Annotated in this window: 17 protein-coding genes and 1 riboswitch; of the genes, 11 read left to right on the top strand and 6 right to left on the bottom strand. The window is 71.2% G+C overall.

Features of this window, described 5'->3' with window-relative positions; translation table 11 throughout:
* Window positions 1-19: 19 nt before the first annotated feature.
* Complete coding sequence (locus BU197_RS23825; RefSeq protein WP_188270345.1) at window positions 20-577, bottom strand: M23 family metallopeptidase; 558 nt, start codon at window positions 575-577, stop codon at window positions 20-22.
* A gap of 255 nt (window positions 578-832) precedes the next feature.
* Between BU197_RS23825 and rpsB the strand changes: the two genes are divergently transcribed.
* The 10 genes from rpsB (at window position 833) to BU197_RS23875 (ending at window position 11487) form a co-directional block, all read left to right on the top strand.
* The gene (gene rpsB, locus BU197_RS23830; RefSeq protein ID WP_188270346.1) at window positions 833-1750 is read left to right on the top strand and encodes a 30S ribosomal protein S2; all 918 of its coding nucleotides are present in this window, start codon (window positions 833-835) and stop codon (window positions 1748-1750) included.
* Window positions 1751-1852: 102 nt separating this feature from the next.
* Window positions 1853-2689 (top strand): translation elongation factor Ts, encoded by an 837-nt coding sequence (tsf, locus tag BU197_RS23835; RefSeq protein WP_188270347.1) that lies wholly within the window; start codon window positions 1853-1855, stop codon window positions 2687-2689.
* A 162-nt stretch (window positions 2690-2851) separates the two neighbouring features.
* Window positions 2852-3616 carry a UMP kinase gene (gene pyrH / locus BU197_RS23840; RefSeq protein WP_188270348.1) on the top strand — a complete coding sequence of 255 codons (765 nt, stop codon included), beginning with the start codon at window positions 2852-2854 and terminating at the stop codon, window positions 3614-3616.
* A 94-nt stretch (window positions 3617-3710) separates the two neighbouring features.
* Window positions 3711-4268: a ribosome recycling factor gene (gene frr, locus BU197_RS23845; protein ID WP_188270349.1), complete on the top strand. Its 558-nt coding sequence runs from the start codon at window positions 3711-3713 to the stop codon at window positions 4266-4268.
* On the top strand, window positions 4268-5392 hold the full coding sequence (locus BU197_RS23850; protein ID WP_188270350.1) for a phosphatidate cytidylyltransferase: 1125 nt from the start codon (window positions 4268-4270) through the stop codon (window positions 5390-5392). Before frr ends, BU197_RS23850 begins: the two co-directional genes overlap by 1 nt.
* Window positions 5393-5563: 171 nt before the next feature.
* Window positions 5564-6676, top strand: coding sequence for a 23S rRNA (adenine(2503)-C(2))-methyltransferase RlmN (rlmN, locus tag BU197_RS23855; protein WP_188270351.1), 1113 nt, complete (start codon window positions 5564-5566; stop codon window positions 6674-6676).
* 125 nt (window positions 6677-6801) lie between these two features.
* A riboswitch (TPP riboswitch) is annotated at window positions 6802-6912 on the top strand.
* Window positions 6913-6983: 71 nt separating this feature from the next.
* Window positions 6984-8078: a thiamine ABC transporter substrate binding subunit gene (locus tag BU197_RS23860; RefSeq protein ID WP_188270352.1), complete on the top strand. Its 1095-nt coding sequence runs from the start codon at window positions 6984-6986 to the stop codon at window positions 8076-8078.
* 38 nt (window positions 8079-8116) lie between these two features.
* Window positions 8117-9730: an ABC transporter permease gene (locus BU197_RS23865; RefSeq protein WP_188270403.1), complete on the top strand. Its 1614-nt coding sequence runs from the start codon at window positions 8117-8119 to the stop codon at window positions 9728-9730.
* Window positions 9730-10755 (top strand): ABC transporter ATP-binding protein, encoded by a 1026-nt coding sequence (locus BU197_RS23870; RefSeq protein WP_188270353.1) that lies wholly within the window; start codon window positions 9730-9732, stop codon window positions 10753-10755. The genes BU197_RS23865 and BU197_RS23870 overlap by 1 nt, the downstream gene beginning before the upstream one ends.
* 81 nt (window positions 10756-10836) lie before the next feature.
* Complete coding sequence (locus tag BU197_RS23875) at window positions 10837-11487, top strand: dihydrofolate reductase family protein (RefSeq protein WP_188270354.1); 651 nt, start codon at window positions 10837-10839, stop codon at window positions 11485-11487.
* 61 nt (window positions 11488-11548) lie between these two features.
* Here BU197_RS23875 and BU197_RS23880 read toward each other — a convergent pair whose 3' ends face one another.
* The 5 genes from BU197_RS23880 to BU197_RS23900 all read right to left on the bottom strand — a co-directional run bounded on the left by BU197_RS23880 (window position 11549) and on the right by BU197_RS23900 (window position 16653).
* Complete coding sequence (locus tag BU197_RS23880) at window positions 11549-12688, bottom strand: LOG family protein (RefSeq protein ID WP_188270355.1); 1140 nt, start codon at window positions 12686-12688, stop codon at window positions 11549-11551.
* A 49-nt stretch (window positions 12689-12737) separates the two neighbouring features.
* Window positions 12738-13883: a hypothetical protein gene (locus BU197_RS23885; RefSeq protein ID WP_188270356.1), complete on the bottom strand. Its 1146-nt coding sequence runs from the start codon at window positions 13881-13883 to the stop codon at window positions 12738-12740.
* Complete coding sequence (locus BU197_RS23890; RefSeq protein WP_188270357.1) at window positions 13865-14593, bottom strand: ABC transporter ATP-binding protein; 729 nt, start codon at window positions 14591-14593, stop codon at window positions 13865-13867. Before BU197_RS23890 ends, BU197_RS23885 begins: the two co-directional genes overlap by 19 nt.
* Window positions 14594-14797: 204 nt before the next feature.
* Window positions 14798-16177: an aspartate aminotransferase family protein gene (locus BU197_RS23895; RefSeq protein WP_188270358.1), complete on the bottom strand. Its 1380-nt coding sequence runs from the start codon at window positions 16175-16177 to the stop codon at window positions 14798-14800.
* Window positions 16162-16653: an Lrp/AsnC family transcriptional regulator gene (locus BU197_RS23900; protein WP_188270359.1), complete on the bottom strand. Its 492-nt coding sequence runs from the start codon at window positions 16651-16653 to the stop codon at window positions 16162-16164. The genes BU197_RS23895 and BU197_RS23900 overlap by 16 nt, the downstream gene beginning before the upstream one ends.
* Window positions 16654-16856: 203 nt before the next feature.
* Here BU197_RS23900 and BU197_RS23905 point away from each other — a divergent pair, with 203 nt between their 5' ends.
* Window positions 16857-18293, top strand: coding sequence for a gamma-aminobutyraldehyde dehydrogenase (locus tag BU197_RS23905; protein ID WP_188270360.1), 1437 nt, complete (start codon window positions 16857-16859; stop codon window positions 18291-18293).
* The last annotated feature ends 163 nt before the right edge of the window (window positions 18294-18456 follow it).

Here is an 18456-nt window from a genome sequence, read left to right on the forward strand (position 1 = left end):
CCCGCCCCCTCGCCTCGCCTCAGCCGCCCCAGTTCATCCCCACCCCTGCCCACGGCCCCACCCACTCCCCAGCCCACATCCCCGCTCCCGCTCCCGCTCCCGCCGCCGCTCCCGCTCCCCAAGGCAGTAGTCGTGATGGTTTGGGGTGGAGGAGGTTGAGTGGGTTGAGGTATTGCCGGCCTTTGAGGAGGCCCCAGTGGAGGCAGTTTTCGGGGCAGTGGGGTCCTGGGTTGACGGTGGCGATGGGGGTGCCTGGCGGGACCTGCGTGCCTGTTTTTACGAGGGGGGTCACGGGGGTGAAGGTGGTGCGGAGTGGGGGAGTGCCGGTGTCGGGGAGGGTCAGGGTGAGGACGCCTCGGCCGCCGACGGGTCCCGCGAAGGTCACGGTGCCCGTTGTCGGGGCCAGGACGGGGGTGCCGGGTGGGGCGCCGAGGTCGATTCCCCGGTGGCCGGGGGCGTACGGTCCCGGCGGTGGTTTCCAGCTCCGTACGACGGGTGGGGGTGGTGGGCCCACCGGCCATTGGGGGCCGGGGGTCAGGGTCAGGGTCAGCGCCAGGAGCGCAAGTCGGAACGGCATGGGTCCAGGCTCCCCGCCGGTGTCCGGCCGGGGGCGTCACCAGCCGTTTCTGTGGATAACCCACCGGTTGTGGACAGTGCCGTCACCCGCTGCTCCATGGTTCCCGTACACTTTCTATGGCGACCCGGGTCACCGGGTCGACTTCGCACGCCCCGCCACTGCCCTCACGGGTCGTGGCAGCGCCTTTCGGTCCCTCGTGGGCATGGCGCGCCGGGGCGTCAGGAACACAACCGAGAAACCCAAGGAGATACGGCCATGGCCGTCGTCACGATGCGGGAGCTGCTGGAGAGCGGCGTCCACTTCGGTCACCAGACCCGTCGCTGGAACCCGAAGATGAAGCGCTTCATCTTCACCGAGCGCAACGGCATCTACATCATCGACCTGCTCCAGTCGCTGTCGTACATCGACCGCGCCTACGAGTTCGTCAAGGAGACCGTCGCGCACGGCGGCTCCATCATGTTCGTCGGTACGAAGAAGCAGGCCCAGGAGGCCATCGCCGAGCAGGCGACGCGTGTCGGCATGCCGTACGTCAACCAGCGTTGGCTCGGTGGCATGCTCACCAACTTCTCCACCGTCTACAAGCGTCTCCAGCGCCTCAAGGAGCTTGAGCAGATCGACTTCGAGGATGTGGCCGCCTCCGGTCTCACCAAGAAGGAGCTGCTGGTCCTCTCCCGCGAGAAGGCCAAGCTGGAGAAGACCCTTGGTGGCATCCGCGAGATGCAGAAGGTGCCGAGCGCCGTCTGGATCGTCGACACCAAGAAGGAGCACATCGCCGTCGGTGAGGCGCGCAAGCTCCACATCCCGGTCGTCGCGATCCTCGACACCAACTGCGACCCCGACGAGGTCGACTACAAGATCCCGGGCAACGACGACGCGATCCGTTCCGTCACCCTGCTCACCCGCGTGATCGCCGACGCCGTCGCCGAGGGCCTCATCGCCCGTTCCGGCGCCGCGACCGGCGACTCGAAGCCGGGCGAGAAGGCTGCGGGCGAGCCGCTCGCCGAGTGGGAGCGCGACCTGCTCGAGGGTGAGAAGAAGGCTGACTCCGCCGAGGCCGCCGAGGCCGCCGAGGTCGAGGCCCCCGCCGAGGCCGAGGCCGAGAAGGTCGCGGACGAGGCTCCGGCCGCCGAGGCCGCTCCGGCGGACGAGGCTCCGGCCGCCGAGCAGGCCTGACCCTTCAGGACCTTCGGGTGACGACGGCGGGAGCCCACGAAGCTCCCGCCGTCCACCCGTGGAACCGCCCGATCTTTCAGACTTCGAGAGAGAAAAAGACTCATGGCGAACTACACCGCCGCTGACGTCAAGAAGCTCCGCGAGCTCACCGGCGCCGGCATGATGGACTGCAAGAAGGCCCTGGACGAGGCCGACGGCAACGTCGACAAGGCCGTCGAGGCGCTCCGTATCAAGGGTCAGAAGGGCGTCGCCAAGCGCGAGGGCCGCTCTGCCGAGAACGGCGCCGTGGTCTCCCTCATCGCCGACGACAACACCTCCGGCGTGCTCGTCGAGCTGAAGTGCGAGACGGACTTCGTCGCCAAGAGCGAGAAGTTCCAGGCCGTCGCCGCCGAGCTGGCCAAGCACGTCGCCGCCACCGCCCCGGCCGACCTGGAGGCGCTGCTCGCCTCCGAGATCGAGGCCGGCAAGACCGTGCAGGCGTACGTCGACGAGGCCAACGCCAACCTCGGCGAGAAGATCGTCCTCGACCGCTTCGCGCAGTTCGCCGACGGCTTCGTCTTCGCGTACATGCACCGCACGATGCCCGACCTGCCGCCGCAGATCGGTGTCCTCGTCGAGTTCGACAAGGCCGACGCCGACGTCGCCAAGGGTGTCGCCCAGCACATCGCCGCCTTCGCGCCGAAGTACCTCACCCGTGAGGACGTCCCGGCCGAGGTCGTCGAGTCCGAGCGTCGCATCGCCGAGGAGACCACCCGCGCCGAGGGCAAGCCCGAGGCCGCGATCGCCAAGATCGTCGAGGGTCGCGTCAACGGCTTCTTCAAGGACGCCACGCTGCTCGGCCAGCCGTACGCCCTGGACAACAAGAAGTCCGTCCAGAAGGTCCTGGACGAGGCCGGTGTCACCCTGAAGCGCTTCAGCCGCATCAAGGTCGGCATCTGATCCGTCCGCTCACGCGACGGACACCGGACCCCGGTAGGGTCTGAAGCAGTCGTCCGCGCCCGCGCAGGACGACCGCAGATCTGACGAGGAGGCCATTGCCGCACGGGATACCGCGAGTACCCAAGGCAATGGCCTCCTTCGTATGTGCACGAGGAGATCTCCATGAACCAGGGCGCCGTACAGGGCGACGACATCAACGGCAACAAGGCCGGCCGCTACATGCTGAAGCTGTCAGGAGAAGCATTCTCCGGCGGCACCGGCCTCGGCGTCGACCCCGACGTCGTGCACGCCGTCGCGCGTGAGATCGCGGCCGTCGTCCGCGACGGCGCGGAGATCGCGGTGGTCATCGGCGGCGGCAACTTCTTCCGGGGCGCCGAACTCCAGCAGCGCGGAATGGACCGCGCCCGCTCCGACTACATGGGCATGCTCGGCACTGTGATGAACTGCCTCGCCCTCCAGGACTTCCTGGAGAAGGAGGGCATCGACTCGCGCGTCCAGACCGCCATCACCATGGGCCAGGTCGCCGAGCCCTACATCCCGCTGCGCGCCGTGCGTCACCTGGAGAAGGGCCGCGTCGTGATCTTCGGCGCGGGCATGGGCATGCCCTACTTCTCCACGGACACCACCGCCGCCCAGCGCGCCCTGGAGATCGACGCCGAAGCCCTCCTCATGGGCAAGAACGGCGTGGACGGCGTCTACGACTCCGACCCGAAGGCCAACCCCGACGCGGTCAAGTTCGACGCGCTGGAGTACGGCGAGGTGATCTCCCGCGACCTCAAGGTCGCCGACGCCACGGCCATCACCCTGTGCCGGGACAACAACCTCCCGATCCTCGTCTTCGAACTCCTCACCGAGGGCAATATCGCTCGCGCGGTGAAGGGTGAGAAGATCGGCACGCTCGTGAGCGACCAGGGCACCCGGGCCTGACCCGAACCGGGGAACCGCCCCGCAAGGGGATGGACAGAGCCCTGCCGGTCGTACACCGTGCAGGACACAACGCGACGACACGCAGGAGCAAGTGGTGATCGAAGAGACCCTCCTCGAGGCCGAGGAGAAGATGGAGAAGGCCGTCGTGGTCGCCAAGGAGGACTTCGCCGCGATCCGCACCGGCCGTGCGCACCCGGCGATGTTCAACAAGATCGTGGCCGACTACTACGGCGCCATCACCCCCATCAACCAGCTGGCCTCCTTCTCCGTCCCGGAGCCCCGGATGGCCGTGGTGACCCCGTTCGACAAGAGCGCGCTGCGCAACATCGAGCAGGCCATCCGCGACTCGGACCTCGGCGTCAACCCGGGCAACGACGGCAACATCATCCGCGTCGTCTTCCCCGAGCTGACGGAAGAGCGCCGCCGGGAGTACATCAAGGTGGCCAAGGGCAAGGCCGAGGACTCGAAGATCTCGATCCGCTCGGTCCGCCGCAAGGCCAAGGAGACCATCGACAAGCTCGTCAAGGACGGCGAGGTCGGCGAGGACGAGGGCCGCCGCGCCGAGAAGGAGCTCGACGACACCACCGCGAAGTACGTCGCGCAGGTGGACGAGCTGCTCAAGCACAAGGAAGCCGAGCTGCTCGAGGTCTGATGAACGACTCTTCCTGGGGGGCCCCGGCCGGTTCCGGCCGTGGGGGACCCGACGAGGGGCCCGTCCCGGCGGGTCCCCCACCCGATCGGCACGAGGCGCCGCAGACTCGCCCCATGCCCATCGTGCCCGACGTTCCCGCCGGCGGATTCCAGGACGGTCACGGCCGGGGGGCCGCTCAGCCGAGCGGCCCCCTGTTCCGTGACGAGACGCCGCACGAGCACCCGCACGAGCACGAGCACCCGCGGGAGCCCACGCCCGGTCCCACCCCGCCATCGCCGTCCGCGCCGCCGCAGGCGCCCCGGCAGAAGAAGAGCGCGGGGCGCGACCTGGGCGCGGCCATAGGGGTCGGAGTCGGACTCGGCGCGGTCATCATCGCGTCGCTGTTCATCTGGAAGCCCGCCTTCATCGGCGTGATCGTGCTCGCCGTGGTCGTGGGCGTCTGGGAGCTGACCTCCCGCCTCCGGGAGCGCAAGGAGATCAAGGCTCCGCTGGTGCCGCTCGCGGTCGGCGGAGCGGCGATGGTCGTCGCCGGATACCTCCAGGGCCCCGAGGGCGCCTGGGTGGCGACGGCGCTCACCGCCCTCGCGGTCCTGGTCTGGCGGATGACCGAGCCGCCCGAGGGCTATCTGAAGGACGTCACGGCGGGCGTCTTCGCCGTCTTCTACGTGCCGTTCCTCGCGACCTTCGTGGCCCTGCTGCTCACCGCAGGCGACGGCGCGTGGCGGGTGCTGACCTTCCTGATCCTGACCGTGGTCAGCGACACGGGGGCGTACGCGGTCGGCTGGCGGTTCGGCAAGCACAAGCTGGCCCCCAGGATCAGCCCGGGGAAGACCCGGGAGGGCCTGGTCGGCGCGGTGACCTTCGCCATGGCGGCGGGCGCCCTGTGCATGCAGTTCCTCATCGACGACGGCGCCTGGTGGCAGGGCCTGCTCCTCGGCCTCGCGGTGGCGGCGAGCGCGACGCTCGGCGACCTCGGCGAGTCGATGATCAAGCGGGACCTGGGCATCAAGGACATGGGCACCCTGCTGCCCGGTCACGGCGGCATCATGGACCGCCTGGACTCCCTGCTGCCGACGGCACCGGTGGTCTGGCTGCTCCTCACCCTCTTCGTCGGAACGGCTTGACGGACAGCGGGTACTCTGGAAGGGCTCGTGGCGCGATGCGCCGCGAGCCCTTCGTACTCCCCGCTGCGGCGGGGTGACCCCCCTGAGGTCTCCTGGCTCCGGCACCCTGCTGCCGTGGTTCCCCGCTCGCGGCGGGGTGTCGGACCTCGTCGTCTTGAGGAGACACCCGTCGTGGCCCGTCCGCTTCCCGGAGAACTCACTTTCGTCGCCCCGCGCGGAGTCAAGAAGCCGCCGAGGCATCTCGCCGACCTCTCGCCCGCCGAGCGCAAGGAAGCCGTCGCCGCCATCGGCGAGAAGCCCTTCCGCGCCAAGCAGCTGTCGACGCACTACTTCGCGCGGTACGCGCACGACCCCGCCGAGTGGACCGACATCCCGGCCGCCTCGCGGGAGAAGCTGGCCGGGGAGCTGCTGCCCGAGCTGATGTCGGTGGTCCGGCACGTCTCCTGCGACGACGACACCACCCGCAAGACGCTGTGGCGGCTGCACGACGGCACGCTCGTCGAGTCGGTGCTCATGCGCTACCCGGACCGGGTCACCATGTGCATCTCCTCGCAGGCCGGCTGCGGGATGAACTGCCCGTTCTGCGCCACCGGACAGGCGGGGCTCGACCGCAACCTGTCGACCGCCGAGATCGTGCACCAGATCGTCGACGGCATGCGCGCCCTGCGGGACGGGGAGGTGCCCGGAGGCCCGGCACGCCTCTCCAACATCGTCTTCATGGGCATGGGCGAGCCGCTGGCCAACTACAACCGGGTCGTCGGCGCCATCCGGCGGCTCACCGACCCCGAGCCCGACGGCCTCGGCCTCTCCCAGCGCGGGATCACCGTCTCCACCGTCGGCCTCGTCCCCGCGATGCTCCGCTTCGCCGACGAGGGCTTCAAGTGCCGTCTCGCCGTCTCGCTGCACGCCCCCGACGACGAGCTGCGCGACACCCTCGTACCGGTCAACACGCGCTGGAAGGTCCGCGAGGTCCTCGACGCGGCCTGGGAGTACGCCGAGAAGTCCGGCCGCCGGATCTCCATCGAGTACGCGCTCATCCGGGACATCAACGACCAGGCCTGGCGCGGCGACCTCCTCGGGCGCCTGCTCAAGGGCAAGCGGGTGCACGTCAACCTCATCCCGCTCAACCCGACGCCCGGCTCGAAGTGGACCGCCTCACGCCCCGAGGACGAGAAGGCGTTCGTCGACGCCATCGCCCGCCACGGGGTGCCGGTGACCGTCCGGGACACCCGAGGCCAGGAGATCGACGGAGCCTGCGGCCAGCTCGCCGCCTCCGAGCGCTGACCGGCGCGCTTCGGCGCCGACCCCGCGCGGCGGCCCGGAGCCCCGGGCCGCCACCGGACACCGACCCGGAGCCTTCGAGCCATCGCCCGCGGGCCCTGGGCTACCCTTGGCTCGAACACATCTTCATATTCCGACAGGGGAGCGCCACAGCGCTGAGAGTGCGGTGAATTTCGGACCGCAGACCCTCTGAACCTCGCCCAGGTCATTCTGGGTAGGAAGTTCGGACGTAACTCAAGCTGTTGCGCCCTGCCCGCCTTCCGGTGGGCAGGGCCGCGTCTCTTCCTGGTCACCCCCAGGAGGAATCTCAGTGAGCACCAAGAAGGCGGCCACCGTCGCGCTCGTCGCGGCGCTGGGCGTCACCACGCTTGCCGCCTGCGGCAAGAACGAGGTCCACGAGGCCACCGGCACGTCCGGCGCGCCCGCCCCGAAGACCGTGACCCTCGTCAGCCACGACTCCTTCAACGCCTCCAAGGAAGTCCTCGCGGAGTTCACGAAGCAGACCGGTTTCGCCGTGAAGGTCCTCAAGAGCGGGGACGCGGGCGAGGCGGTCAACAAGGAGATCCTCACGAAGGGCTCTCCGCAGGGCGACGTGTTCTTCGGCGTCGACAACACGCTGCTCTCCCGCGCCCTCGACAACGGGATCTTCGTCCCGTACGAGGCGAAGGGAGCCGACCGGATCCCGGCCGCGTACCGCCTCGACAAGGAGAACCGGGTCACCCCGGTCGACTCCGGCGACATCTGCGTCAACTACGACAAGAAGTACTTCGCCGACCGGAAGCTGAAGCCGCCGGTGACCTTCGACGACCTGGCGAAGCCCGCGTACAAGGACCTCCTCGTGGTGGAGAACCCCGAGCGGTCCTCCCCGGGGCTCGGCTTTCTCCTCGGTACGGCCGCGAAGTACGGCGACGAGGGCTGGCCGGATTACTGGAAGAAGCTCAAGGCCAACGGTGTGAAGACCGTCGACAGCTGGGAACTCGCCTACAACCAGGAGTTCTCCGGCTCGGCCGGCGGCAAGCAGGCCAAGGGCGACCGCCCGCTCGTCGTCTCGTACGCGTCGAGCCCGCCCGTCGAGGTGCTCTACGCCGAGCCGCAGCCGAAGACCGCGCCGACCGGCGTCGCCACCGGCACCTGCTTCCGGCAGACGGAGTTCGCGGGGCTGCTGAACGGGGCGAAGAACCCCGAGGGCGGCAAGGCGCTGATCGACTTCCTGATCTCGAAGAAGTTCCAGGAGGACATGCCGCTCCAGATGTTCGTCAACCCGGTGGCGAAGGACGCGGCGCTGCCCGAACTGTTCACGAAGCACGGCGTGGTCGTCGACCACCCGGAGACGATGGCTCCGGAGAAGATCGCCGACAAGCGTGACGCGTGGATCCGGCAGTGGTCCTCGCTCGTCGTGAAGTGACGCGCGACCTCCGGGGGAACGTGACGCGGCTGGGCCTGATGGCCCTGCCCGTCGCGTTCTTCGCGGTCTTCTTCGCCTGGCCCGTGGTCTCCATCGTCGACCGCGGGCTGCGCCCTGACGGCGGCTGGGAACTCGGACGCGTCGGGGAGACCCTCAGCCGCCCCGACATCCTCGACGTCCTCGGCTTCACCCTCTGGCAGGCCCTCGCCTCCACCCTCCTCACCCTGCTCGTCGCCCTGCCCGGCGCATACGTCTTCGCCCGCTTCGACTTCCCCGGCAAGGGCGTCCTGCGGGCGGTCGTGACCGTGCCGTTCGTCCTGCCCACCGTCCTCGTCGGCACCGCGTTCCTCGCGCTCGTCGGCCGGAACGGACTCACGGACGAACTGTGGGGACTGCGCCTCGACACCAGCGTCTGGGCGATCCTGCTCGCCCATGTGTTCTTCAACTACGCGGTGGTCGTACGGACCGTGGGCGGACTGTGGTCCCAGCTCGACCCGCGCCAGGAGGAAGCCGCCCGGGTGCTCGGCGCCTCGCGGTGGACGGCCTGGCGGACGGTGACCCTGCCCGCCCTCGGGCCCTCGGTGGCCTCGGCGGCGCTGATGGTCTTCCTCTTCACCTTCACCTCCTTCGGCGTCGTGCAGATCCTCGGCGGAGACGCGTACTCCACCCTGGAAGCCGAGATCTACCGGCAGACCGCCCGGCTGCTCGACCTGCCGACCGCCGCCGTCCTCACCCTCGTGCAGTTCGCCGCCGTGGGCGCCATCCTCGCCGTGCACGCCCGCACGGTACGGCGACGGGAGACGGCCCTGCGGCTCGTGGCGCCGGAGCGTACCGCGCGCGTACCGCGCGGGACCGGCCAGTGGGCGCTGCTCGCCGGGGTGCTGCTCTCGGTGGCGCTGCTGATCCTGCTGCCGCTCGGGGTGCTCGTCGAGCGCTCGTTCGCCGGGCCCGACGGCTACGGGCTGCGCTACTACCGGGCGCTCGGCTCGCTCGACGAGTCCGGCACCTTCCTCGTCCCGCCGCTCGAAGCGATCGGCAACTCGCTGCGGTACGCACTGGCCGCGACCGGCATCGCGGTGCTGATCGGCGGGCTCGCGGCGGCGGCCCTCACCCGGCGCGCCGGGCGGCTGACCCGGGGCTTCGACGCGCTGCTCATGCTGCCGCTCGGGGTGTCGGCGGTGACCGTCGGCTTCGGGTTCCTCATCACGCTCGACGAGCCGCCGTTCGACCTGCGGGCCAGCTGGATCCTGGTGCCGCTGGCCCAGGCGCTGGTCGGTGTGCCGTTCGTGGTGCGGACGATGCTGCCGGTGCTGCGGGCGGTGGACGAACGGCTGCGGGAGGCGGCCGCCGTGCTCGGCGCCTCGCCCTGGCGTGCCTGGCGGGAGGTGGACCTGCCGCTGGTGCGGCGGGCGCTGCTGATCGCCGCCGGGTTCGCGTTCGCCGTCTCGCTGGGCGAGTTCGGCGCGACCGTGTTCATCGCCCGGCCCGACAGCCCGACGCTTCCGGTGGCGGTGGCGCGGCTGCTCGGCAGACCGGGCGAACTCAACTACGGCCAGGCGATGGCCCTCTCGACGATCCTCATGGTGGTGTGCGCGGTGTCCCTGCTGCTGCTCGAACGGCTCCGTACCGACCGGACCTCCGGGGAGTTCTGATGCTGAGACTCGACGCGGCGACCGTACGGTTCGGGGAGCGGGCCGTCCTGGACGCGGTGGACCTGGAGGTCGCCGAGCACGAGACGGTGTGCGTCCTCGGGCCCAGCGGCAGCGGCAAGTCGACGCTGCTGCGGGCGGTGGCCGGACTCCAAACCCTGGACGGCGGCCGGGTGCTGCTCGGCGGCGCCGACCAGCGCGGGGTGCCGGTGCACCGGCGGGGGGTGGGCCTGATGTTCCAGGACCACCAGCTGTTCCCGCAGCGGGACGTCGCGGGGAACGTGTCCTTCGGGCTGCGGATGCGCGGTGTGCCCCGGGCGGAGCGGGCCCGGCGGGTCGCGGACCTTCTCGACCTGGTCGGACTGCCGGGCGCGGGCCGGCGCCCGGTCGGCGTCCTTTCGGGCGGCGAGCAGCAGCGGGTGGCGCTCGCGCGGGCCCTCGCGCCCCGGCCCCGGCTGCTGATGCTGGACGAGCCCCTGGGACAGCTCGACCGGGGGCTGCGGGAGCGGCTCGTGGTCGAGCTGCGGCAGCTGTTCGGGCGGCTGGGGACGACGGTCCTCGCGGTCACCCACGACCAGGGGGAGGCGTTCGCGCTCGCCGACCGGGTGGTGGTCATGCGGGACGGGCGGATCGCCCAGACGGGTGCGCCCGTGGAGGTGTGGTCGCGTCCGGCGTCGGAGTTCGTGGCGCGGTTCCTCGGCTTCGACAACGTGGTGGCGGCGCGGGTGGACGGGCGGACGGCCCGGACCGCGTGGGGCACGGTGCCGGTGCCGGAGGGCTCGCCGCAGGGGGAGCGGCGGCTCCTCGTCCGGCCCGGCGGGGTGCGCCTCACGGCGGGGGAGCGGGGCTGGACGGTGGAGTCCCGGACGTTCCGGGGCAGCCGGGTGGCCGTCCTGCTCCGTCCGGTGGACGGGGACGGGCCGCCGCTCGAAGCGGAGCTGTCGCTGCGCGAGGCGCCGGAGGAAGGCGCCGCCGTGGGAGTGGAGTTCCGGGTGGAGGACGTGGTGGTGTTGGGGCCGGACGGGTGAGCCGGGTGCGATGAGTTCCGGCGCCCGGAGCAGTCTTGTTCCTGTCCGTAGTGCCAGGTCGACCGCGCGGAGGAAACAGCCGTGGCAGAGCAGTTGCTGAGAGTGCAGAACTTCAACGTCTCGTCCGACGGGTACGGGGCGGGTGAGGGGCAGACGCTTGAGCGGCCCTTCGGCCACGCGGACCCGGCGGCGATGTTCTCGTGGGCGGGCGCCACGGCGAGCTGGCCCATGCGGACGGACCCGGGCGGCAGCCGGGGCCTCGACGACTATCTGACCAGGGACTACGGCCGGAACATCGGGGCCGAGATCATGGGCCGCAACAAGTTCGGGCCGCAGCGCGGGCCCTGGCGCGACGAGGAGTGGCGCGGCTGGTGGGGCGACGAGCCGCCCTTCCGTACCCCGGTGTTCGTCCTCACGCACCACCCGCGCCCCTCGTTCACGCTCTCCGACACCACGTTCCACTTCGTGGACGCCGACCCGGAGACGGTGCTGGCGCGGGCTCGGGAGGCGGCCGGAGGCAAGGACGTACGGCTCGGCGGCGGGGCGACGACGATCCGGGAGTTCCTGGACGCGGATCTCGTCGACACCCTGCACGTGGCGGTCTCCCCGGTGGTGCTGGGCGGCGGGGCGCGCCTGTGGGAGTCGCCCCGGGAGCTGGACGACCGCTACCACTGCGACGTGGTGCCCAGCCCGAGCGGGCAGGTGACGCACCACCTGTTCTGGCGGAAGTGACCGCTTGGGCCGGACGGGTGGGATACGGCCCCGGGCGCGCGCCCGGGGCCGTTCGGGTGATTCAGGGGCCGCCGAGCCCGCGCAGGGCGGCGGCGGCTTCGTCGACGGAGTCGACCAGGGCGATCCGGTGCTCCATCGGCCGGTCCTCGGCGAGGGCGCGTAGCAGGGGCCAGACGGGGAGGGCCCGGGTCCAGTGGTCGTGGCCGACCAGGACCATGGGGGTGGGGGCGCCCCGGGAGCCGTAGTAGTTCGGGGTGGCGTTGTCGAAGATCTCCTGGACGGTGCCCGCGGCGCCGGGCAGGAAGACGATTCCGGCGGTGGAGCGGGCGAGGAGCCCGTCCTCGCGGGTGGCGTTGGCGAAGTACTTGGCGATGTGGGCGGCGAAGGCGTTGGGCGGTTCGTGCCCGTAGAACCAGGTGGGGATGCCGACCGAGGGGCCGAGGCGCGTGAACCGTTCCCGTACGCGGAAGGCGGCCAGGGCCCACTCCGTCACGGAGGGGAGGTACGAGGGGGCGGCGGCCAGCGGTACGAGGGCCTCGTCGAGGGCGCTGTCGGGGTGGGGCGCGAGACAGGCGCCGAGGTTGGCCGCCTCCATCGCGCCGGGTCCGCCGCCGGTGGCGACGGTGAGCCCGGCGCGGGCCAGGGTGCGGCCGAGGCGGGCGGCGCCCGCGTACGCCGTGCTGTCGCGGGCGGTGGCGTGGCCGCCCATGACGCCGACGACCCGGGCGCCTTCGAGGAGTTCGTCGAGGGCGTCGGAGACGGCGTCGTCGTGGATCGAGCGGATCATCGAGGCGAGGATGTCGCCGTCGGCCCTGGTCCGCCGGAACCAGGCGTGGGCGAGGGCGTCGGGCGTCCCTTCGTACCCGTGGGCGGCGAGTCCCTCGTACAGGCCCCCGGGGGAGTAGAGCGCTGCCCGGTAGGGGTCGAAGGGCAGATGGGGGACGGGCGGGAAGAGGAGTGCGCCGTCGGCCCGGACCTTGGCGGCGGCCTCGGGGGTCATGGGGCAGCCGAGGAAGACGGTGCCCGCGGTGGGGGTGGCGAGCAGGGCGCGGGTGCGGTCCGCGAGGTCCACGGACTGGACCCGGTATCCGGCGAGCGAGCCGGACCGGGTGGTCACCGCGTCGAAGGCGTCAAGGGTGTGGATCTCCCGCCCGCGCCCACGCGGTCCGGGCGGCCGATGGGCCGGGGGAGGCGTGGCCATGGGGCCAGGGTAGGCGCGGGGGCTGCGGGGGGCGTGGGAGTCGGGCGGGTCAGCCCTTCAGGGGCAGCGCCGCCAGTTCCGCGATGGCCCAGGTCAGGGGGAGGAAGACGGCGGCGAGGGCGGCGGCCCGCAGGAGGGCGGCCCTGCGCAGGGCGGTGGGCGGGGTGCCGACGCGCAGGAGGGCCTCGGTGGTGGGCTCGCGGCTCTGCCGGGCCTCCAGGGCGGCGGTGAGGAGGGTGGCGGTGGTGCAGGCGAGGACGAGGGTGGCGCCGAGGCCGGTGAGGGGGCCGATCGCCCCGGACTCGGGGCCCGCCGCGTGGAGGGCGGCGCCCGCGTAGGCGCCGGAGAGCACCGCGCTGACCACGCCGAGGGGGCGGCCGACGCGCCGGGCCTCCTCGGTGAGGATCCGGCCCGCGAGGAGCCGGACGGCGCCGGGCCGGACGGCCTGGAGGATCCGCCCGCAGCCGTGCACGAGGCCGGGCCCGGCGAGGGCGAGGCCGAGTGCGGTGAGGACCCAGCCCGCGAGGACGGCTCCCGGGCTGCTGTCGAGACGGCCGGGGAGGGGGAGTCCTTCGCCGCCGCCGCGTCCGGTGTACGTCTCGACGGCGAGTCCGGCGGCGATCAGGGCGGTGCCCCAGGGCAGCCCGGTGGGGACGGGCCGCTCGGCGCCTTCCGGGGCGGCGGGCGCGGTGCGGGGGCGCAGGGCGAGCCCGGCGGCGGTCGAGGCGGCGACCGGGGGGACGGCGAGGAGGGTGAGGGCGGCGGCGAGCGGGACGGGCCGGTCGGCGGCGAGGAGTCCGGCGGCGGCGCCGTCGAAGGGGAGTCCGGTGAGGTCGCCGCGCAGGTGCAGATAGACCAGGAGCGCGAGGGCGGAGCCGAGGGCGCAGGCGGCGGCGGTCGAGGCGGCGGCGATCGCGGTGAGGCGGGCGGGGCCGAGCCCGACGGCCGAGAGGCCGGTCCTGGGGCGGGTGCCGGGGTCGGTGCGGGCGACGGCGACGGCGAACTGCACGGTGGCGACGAGGGGCAGGACGCACCAGAGGAGCCGTAGGACGGAGGTGGGGGAGCCCGGGTGACCGAGGGCGTATCCCAGGGTGGCGAGCAGGAGGAAGCCCGTCCCTGCGGTCGCGGTGGCGACGAGGAGCCGCCGGGTCTGGACGAGGGGGCGGGAGCCGCGGGCTAGACGGAGAGCGAGCACGCGGCGACGCCCTCCGCCCCGGACGCCGGGGGTACGGTGCCGGCCCGGCGCCCGTCGAGGAGGGCGAGGGAGCGGTCGGCGCAGGCGGCGACCTCGGCGTCGTGGGTGGCGAGGAGCACGGTGATGCCGTGGGAGCGGGCGGCGGCGGTCAGGGTCCGCAGGACCAGGGCGCCTTCGGCCCGGTGCAGGGCGGCGGTCGGTTCGTCGGCGAAGAGCACCGAGGGGGTGGTGATCAGGGCGCGGGCGACGGCGATCCGCTGGCACTGGGCGCGGGTGAGGGCGTGCGGGCGGGTGCGGGCGACGGCGCCGATGTCGAGGCGCTCCAGCCATTCGAGGGCGGCGGTCCTGGCGGCGCGGTGGGAGGTGCCCCGCAGGAGCAGCGGCAGGGCGGCGTTCTCCCAGCCGGTGAGTTCGGGGACGAGTCCGGGGGTGGGGTCGATCCAGCCGAAGCGTTCGCGGCGGAGCCGTTCGCGGTCGGCGGCGGGCAGGGTGTGGACGGGGATGCTGTTGAACCAGACTTCGCCGCGTTGGGCGAGGAGCTGGCCGGAGAGGCAGCGCAGGAGGGTGGTCTTGCCGCTGCCGCACGGTCCGGTGACGGCGAGGATCTCGCCCTCGCGGACCCCGAGGGAGACGCCGCCGAGGGCGTCCGTGCCGCCCAGGGCGCAGTGCAGGGAACGCGCCCAGAGCACGTCGTTGTCCGGTGGGGCCATCGCGTACACCTCGATGTCGGATCCGAATCTGTGCTCCCCCCGTCCGGGGAACGAAAGACGGGCCTGTCGGTCACTGGGCACCGTAAGGATTCAGATCGTTTTGTACGCACGGCACGCGGCCCGGGGCGCGGCCATCCACTCGGATGGCCGCGCCCCGGGCCGGGGTCACGCCGTGAGGGCGGCGTGATGCTGGGGGGGAGACCCTTACAGCTTGGTCCACGCCTCGGTCAGCACCGTGCGCAGGATGCCCTCGATCTCGTCGAAGGTGCGCTGGTCGGAGATGAGCGGCGGGGCCAGCTGGATGACCGGGTCGCCGCGGTCGTCGGCACGGCAGTACAGGCCGTTGTCGAAGAGCGCCTTGGAGAGGAAGCCGTAGAGCACGCGCTCGGTCTCCTCGTCCGTGAAGGTCTCCTTGGTGACCTTGTCCTTGACGAGCTCGATGCCGTAGAAGAAGCCGTTGCCGCGGACGTCGCCGACGATCGGCAGGTCGTGCAGCTTCTGGAGCGTCGAGAAGAAGGCGCCCTCGTTGTCCAGGACGTGCTGGTTGAGGCCTTCCTTGTCGAAGATGTCGAGGTTGGCGAGCGCGACCGCCGACGACACCGGGTGGCCACCGAAGGTGTAGCCGTGCAGGAAGGTGTTGTCACCCTTGTAGAACGGCTCCGCGATGCGGTCGGAGACGATGCAGGCGCCGATCGGGGAGTAGCCCGAGGTCATGCCCTTGGCGCAGGTGATCATGTCGGGCACGTAGCCGAACTTGTCACAGGCGAACATCGTGCCGAGGCGGCCGAAGGCGCAGATGACCTCGTCGGAGACGAGCAGCACGTCGTACTGGTCGCAGATCTCGCGGACGCGCTGGAAGTAGCCGGGCGGCGGCGGGAAGCAGCCACCGGCGTTCTGCACCGGCTCAAGGAAGACGGCGGCGACGGTCTCGGGGCCCTCGAAGAGGATCTGCTGCTCGATCTGGTCGGCGGCCCAGCGGCCGAAGGCCTCGGGGTCGTCGCCGTGGATCGGGGCGCGGTAGATGTTGGTGTTCGGCACCTTGTGCGCGCCGGGGACCAGCGGCTCGAAGGGGGCCTTCAGGGCCGGCAGGCCGGTGATGGACAGGGCGCCCTGCGGGGTGCCGTGGTAGGCGACCGCACGCGAGATGACCTTGTACTTGGTGTGCTTGCCCTGGAGCTTGAAGTACTGCTTGGCGAGCTTCCAGGCGGTCTCGACGGCCTCGCCGCCACCGGTGGTGAAGAAGACCTTGTTGAGGTCGCCGGGGGCGTAGTTCGCGAGGCGCTCGGCCAGTTCGACGGCCTTGGGGTGCGCGTACGACCACACGGGGAAGAACGCGAGTTCCTGCGCCTGCTTGTAGGCGACCTCGGCCAGTTCCTTGCGGCCGTGTCCGGCGTTGACCACGAAGAGGCCCGAGAGACCGTCGAGGTAGCGCTTGCCCTGGTCGTCGAAGATGTAGGTGCCTTCGCCACGCGTGATGGTGGGGACGGGCGAGTTCTCGTACGACGACATGCGGGTGAAGTGCATCCACAGGTGGTCGTAGGCGGTCTTGGAGAGGTCCTGGGTCACGGTTATCGAGTTCCCCACATGTAGGTCTGCTTCTTGAGCTTGAGGTAGACGAAGCTCTCGGTGGAGCGCACGCCGGGAAGGGCGCGGATGCGTTTGTTGATCACATCCAGGAGGTGGTCGTCGTCCTCGCAGACGATCTCCACCATCAGGTCGAAGGAGCCCGCGGTCATCACCACGTACTCGCATTCGGCCATCCCGGTCAGTGCCTCCGCAACCGGATCCAGGTCACCCTCGACGTTGATGCCGACCATCGCCTGCCGTCGGAAACCCACGGTGAGCGGGTCGGTGACGGCGACGATCTGCATGACGCCCTGATCGAGAAGCTTCTGGACGCGCTGCCGTACGGCGGCTTCGGAGAGGCCCACGGCCTTGCCGATCGCCGCGTAGGGGCGGCGACCGTCCTCCTGGAGCTGTTCGATGATCGCCAGGGAGACGGCGTCGATCGTCGGGGACGAACCGGTTCCGGTTCTGGAGTCTGTGCTTCGACTGGCCACGCCTCACTCTGCACCGAGACTCGTCGGTATCGCAACCCCAGACCGATGTAATTCGTTGCATGAGGCCCCAACAAGCACTGAATCCGAAGTTATGGAGGGTCGGGCCTGTTGAAAGCATCAGCCTTATGACTAGGCTGGGGTGTCTCGCCCACCGAGACGCGCACGGCGACGTGCGACGACAGAACGTGACAGGAGGGGTGGAAGTGACCACCGAGCTGCGCCGGCTGCGTAACTACATCGACGGGGAGTTCCGCGACGCGGCCGACGGCCGCACGATCGACGTCGTCAACCCGGCCACCGGCGAGGTGTACGCCACCTCCCCGCTCTCCGGACAGGCCGACGTCGACGCCGCCATGGAAGCCGCCGCCGCCGCCTTCCCCGCCTGGCGCGACAGCACCCCCGCCGAGCGCCAGAAGGTACTCCTCAAGATCGCCGACGCCTTCGAGGAGCGCGCCGAGGAACTCATCGCCGCCGAGGTCGAGAACACCGGCAAGCCGGTCGCCCTCACCGCGAGCGAGGAGATCCCGCCGATGGTGGACCAGATCCGCTTCTTCGCGGGTGCCGCCCGGCTCCTCGAAGGCCGCTCCGCCGGCGAGTACATGGAGGGCATGACCTCCATCGTCCGCCGCGAGCCCGTCGGCGTCTGCGCCCAGGTCGCCCCCTGGAACTACCCGATGATGATGGCCGTGTGGAAGTTCGCCCCGGCCCTCGCCGCGGGCAACACCGTCGTCCTCAAGCCCTCCGACACGACCCCCGCGTCGACCGTCCTGATGGCCGAGATCATCGGCGGGATCGCCCCCAAGGGCGTCTTCAACGTCGTCTGCGGCGACCGCACCACCGGCAAGGCGATGGTCGAGCACCCGACCCCGGCCATGGCGTCCATCACCGGCTCCGTCCGCGCGGGCATGCAGGTCGCCGAGTCGGCCGCCAAGGACGTCAAGCGCGTCCACCTGGAGCTGGGCGGCAAGGCCCCCGTCGTCGTCTTCGAGGACACCGACATCGACAAGGCCGTCGAGGACATCTCCGTCGCCGGCTTCTTCAACGCCGGCCAGGACTGCACCGCCGCCACCCGCGTCCTCGTCCACGAGTCCATCCACGACACCTTCGTCGCCGCCCTCGCCAAGGCCGCCGCCGAGACGAAGACCGGACAGCCGGACGACGAGGACGTGCTCTACGGCCCCCTCAACAACGCCAACCAGCTCAAGCAGGTCAGCGGCTTCATCGAGCGCCTCCCGGCGCACGCCAAGGTCGAGGCCGGCGGCCACCGCGTCGGCGACAAGGGCTACTTCTACGCCCCCACCGTCGTCTCCGGCCTCAAGCAGGACGACGAGATCGTCCAGAACGAGGTCTTCGGCCCGGTCATCACCGTCCAGCCCTTCACCGACGAGGCCCAGGCCCTGGAGTTCGCCAACGGCGTCGAGTACGCCCTCGCCTCCTCCGTCTGGACCAAGGACCACGCCCGCGCCATGCGCATGTCCAAGGCCCTCGACTTCGGCTGCGTGTGGATCAACACCCACATCCCGCTGGTCGCCGAGATGCCCCACGGCGGCTTCAAGAAGTCCGGCTACGGCAAGGACCTCTCCGCCTACGGCTTCGAGGACTACACGCGCGTCAAGCACGTCATGACCTCCCTGGGCTGACCCCTCACCGGCCCCTCCCCGGGGCCGCCCCCGGCCCTTCCCCGGGCCGACCCCCACCGGTCCTCCCGCCGAGGCCCCGGCCCCTTGATCGACAAGGTGTCGGGGCCTCGGTCCTTCGCTCGACGGACCGTCCATTGCCCGGCCCGCCGCCGACCGCGATGCT

The organism is Streptomyces sp. CBMA291, assembly GCF_014596525.1.
In the GTDB taxonomy this organism is placed as follows: domain Bacteria; phylum Actinomycetota; class Actinomycetes; order Streptomycetales; family Streptomycetaceae; genus Streptomyces.

Excerpts from the sequence above, each read along its gene's own strand:
- BU197_RS23825 (WP_188270345.1), bottom strand. The coding sequence starts at position 577 with ATGCCGTTCCGACTTGCGCTCCTGGCGCTGACCCTGACCCTGACCCCC.
- rpsB (WP_188270346.1), top strand. The coding sequence starts at position 833 with ATGGCCGTCGTCACGATGCGGGAGCTGCTGGAGAGCGGCGTCCACTTC.
- tsf (WP_188270347.1), top strand. The coding sequence starts at position 1,853 with ATGGCGAACTACACCGCCGCTGACGTCAAGAAGCTCCGCGAGCTCACC.
- pyrH (WP_188270348.1), top strand. The coding sequence starts at position 2,852 with ATGAACCAGGGCGCCGTACAGGGCGACGACATCAACGGCAACAAGGCC.
- BU197_RS23850 (WP_188270350.1), top strand. The coding sequence starts at position 4,268 with ATGAACGACTCTTCCTGGGGGGCCCCGGCCGGTTCCGGCCGTGGGGGA.
- BU197_RS23865 (WP_188270403.1), top strand. The coding sequence starts at position 8,117 with ATGGCCCTGCCCGTCGCGTTCTTCGCGGTCTTCTTCGCCTGGCCCGTG.
- BU197_RS23870 (WP_188270353.1), top strand. The coding sequence starts at position 9,730 with ATGCTGAGACTCGACGCGGCGACCGTACGGTTCGGGGAGCGGGCCGTC.
- BU197_RS23880 (WP_188270355.1), bottom strand. The coding sequence starts at position 12,688 with ATGGCCACGCCTCCCCCGGCCCATCGGCCGCCCGGACCGCGTGGGCGC.
- BU197_RS23890 (WP_188270357.1), bottom strand. The coding sequence starts at position 14,593 with ATGGCCCCACCGGACAACGACGTGCTCTGGGCGCGTTCCCTGCACTGC.